The following is a 2,439-nucleotide window of genomic DNA, read 5'->3' as shown; positions in this document are numbered from 1 at the left end:
GATGCGAGCCTGTTCTTCAGTTTAGCCCCTTCACTGCCAAAGCCCATCAGCTAAAAGAGAGCGGCGGATTGTATGCAAGCGAAACATTTTTAAAAGAATTTGGATTAAATGAGGGAGATAAAGTAAAAATTCAACTCAAAAACAATACTATAACCTTAGAGGTAAAACTTGATGATAAGATAGGTAGTTATGCCTATATTCCAACCTTTGATAAAAATATTGATACTGGTGCCGTTTTTGGCAATGGATATAGATTTGCTCAAGTAAATTTACAAAAGGTGTAGACTATGGGTGCTTTTATAATAGAGACGATTATAAAAATTTTGATAGTTCTTGGTCTTTTTTCAGCATTGGCTGGTTTTGCAACATATATAGAGAGAAAAGTTCTTGCCTTTATGCAAAGAAGACTTGGACCTATGCATGTAGGTCCTTACGGCATTTTACAGGTATTGGCTGACGGTATCAAGCTTTTTACAAAAGAGGATTTTATACCTCAAAACGCCGTAAGGCCAATATTTATGATAGCTCCCGTTATAACCGCCGCAACCGCATTTATGGCAATGGCGGCTATTCCGATGTTTCCTGAGTTTACGGTAGGGGGATATACTGTTAGACCTATAATATCAGATATAAATGTTGGGCTTTTATATGTATTGGGTGTTATGGCCGTTGGAATGTATGGACCTCTTCTTGCAGGTATGGCATCAGGTAATAAATGGTCTTTGATAGGTGCGGCAAGAACGGTCATACAGCTTTTAAGTTTTGAAGTTGTAACGGGACTTTCGGTTTTGGCGCCTTTAATGTTAGTGGGATCTTTATCTTTAATAGATATAAATAATTATCAAGCGGGTGGTATGCAAAATTGGCTTATATGGAGTCAGCCCGTAGCATTTTTGCTATTTTTGATTGCCGGTTATGCTGAAACTAACAGAACACCTTTTGATCTATTGGAGCATGAAGCCGAAGTTGTGTCAGGTTATGCGACAGAATATTCTGGTATGAGATGGGGAATGTTTTTTATTGGCGAATACGCAAATATGTTTACCGTCGCTTTTTTAGTTAGTTTAATCTTTCTTGGCGGTTTCAATGACTGGGGATTTATACCGGGCGCGATAGCTATCTTACTAAAAGTATTTTTCTTTATTTTTCTATTTTTATGGACGAGAGCGGCTTGGCCTCATATCAGACCGGATCAGTTAATGTGGCTATGCTGGAAAGTTTTAATGCCGATTGCGGTTATTAACGTGGTAATAACCGGCATCGTGTTAATGATATGAGGGGGATAGTATGAGTTTAGAGCAGTTTAAAGATAGATATGTAGGATCTCAAAACTATAAAATTATTCAGATAGAAGAGTATCCAAAGACTCCGTGGGAGAAGTTTAAAAGAGTGGTAAAAAGAACTTTTAAAACCGAGCTTTTCGTAGGTTTAAAAATAGTCTTTACGGAGATGGTGAGATTTAATATACATACTATTCAATATCCTAAAGAAAAATTGCCTATAGGTCCTAGATATAGAGCGATACATAAGCTTCTTAGACTTCTTGAAAGCGGAAATGAAAGATGCATAGGATGTGGCCTATGCGAGAAGATATGTATAGCAAATTGTATAAGAATTGATACTAAAATCGACGAAAACGGAAGAAAAGTACCAACCGAGTATACTATAAATTTTGGTAGATGTATATTTTGCGGTTATTGTGCCGAAGTTTGTCCGGAACTCGCGATAGTTCATGGACCAGATTATGAAAACGCAAGTGATCAAAGAGCACATTTTGCCCTAAAAGAGGATATGTTAACACCTATTGATAAGCTTAAAGAGCAAAAAGAGTTTGAAGGTTTTGGCGCTCCGACGCCACATGCGGATAAACTTATCAAAAAAACACCATTAGCATACTAAAAAGGATAAATATGTTTGAAGCTATTGCATTTTATCTATTTGCGGCTTTGACGATTGGGATGTTCACAATCACCGTTATGAGTAAAAACGCACTTTATTCAATGAGCGCGTTAGCCGCAGGGATGATATTTATATCAGGTTTTTTCTTTTTGCTTGACGCAGATTTTTTAGGTGTTGTTCAAATTATTGTATATACAGGGGCGGTTATGGCTCTGTATGCCTTTGGTATGATGTTCTTTGATACGCTAAAAGATGTTAAGGAAAAAAATACGAGCAACAAAATAGTCTTTTTATTTAGCGGTCTTAGCGCGCTTTTACTTGTAATCATATTTGTTGCTCCGATAATTTCTGATAAGGTTCAAGCATTATATCCGGTTAAAGAAGATATAGGCAACGCAGAAGCTGTAGGTATAGTGCTATTTACAAAATATTTAGTGCCTTTTGAAGTTGCCGCTGTAATGCTATTAGTTGCAATGATTGCAGGCATAGTGTTGGCAAGTAAACAGATGGATGAGAGTTTAACATTAAAAGAAGATGAAG

The 2,439-nt window shown here is 36.9% G+C and carries 3 protein-coding genes and 1 pseudogene; all 4 read left to right on the top strand.

From position 1 onward, the window contains the following. Nucleotides 1-284, top strand: a pseudogene (locus tag AC30RD_RS08435) (ferredoxin); the annotation flags it as partial. A 3-nt stretch (nt 285-287) separates the two neighbouring features. Next, nucleotides 288-1,277 carry an NADH-quinone oxidoreductase subunit NuoH gene (gene nuoH, locus AC30RD_RS08430; protein WP_489494047.1) on the top strand — a complete coding sequence of 330 codons (990 nt, stop codon included), beginning with the start codon at nt 288-290 and terminating at the stop codon, nt 1,275-1,277. 10 nt (nt 1,278-1,287) lie between these two features. Next, the gene (gene nuoI, locus AC30RD_RS08425; RefSeq protein ID WP_489494045.1) at nt 1,288-1,899 is read left to right on the top strand and encodes an NADH-quinone oxidoreductase subunit NuoI; all 612 of its coding nucleotides are present in this window, start codon (nt 1,288-1,290) and stop codon (nt 1,897-1,899) included. 11 nt (nt 1,900-1,910) lie between these two features. Further along, a partial coding sequence (locus AC30RD_RS08420) for an NADH-quinone oxidoreductase subunit J (RefSeq protein ID WP_489494044.1) occupies nt 1,911-2,439 on the top strand: 529 nt, incomplete at its 3' end.

This window comes from Nitrosophilus sp., from assembly GCF_982775275.1.
Note: the sequence above shows the minus strand (reverse complement) of the source record. Positions and strands in the feature narration are given on the sequence as shown.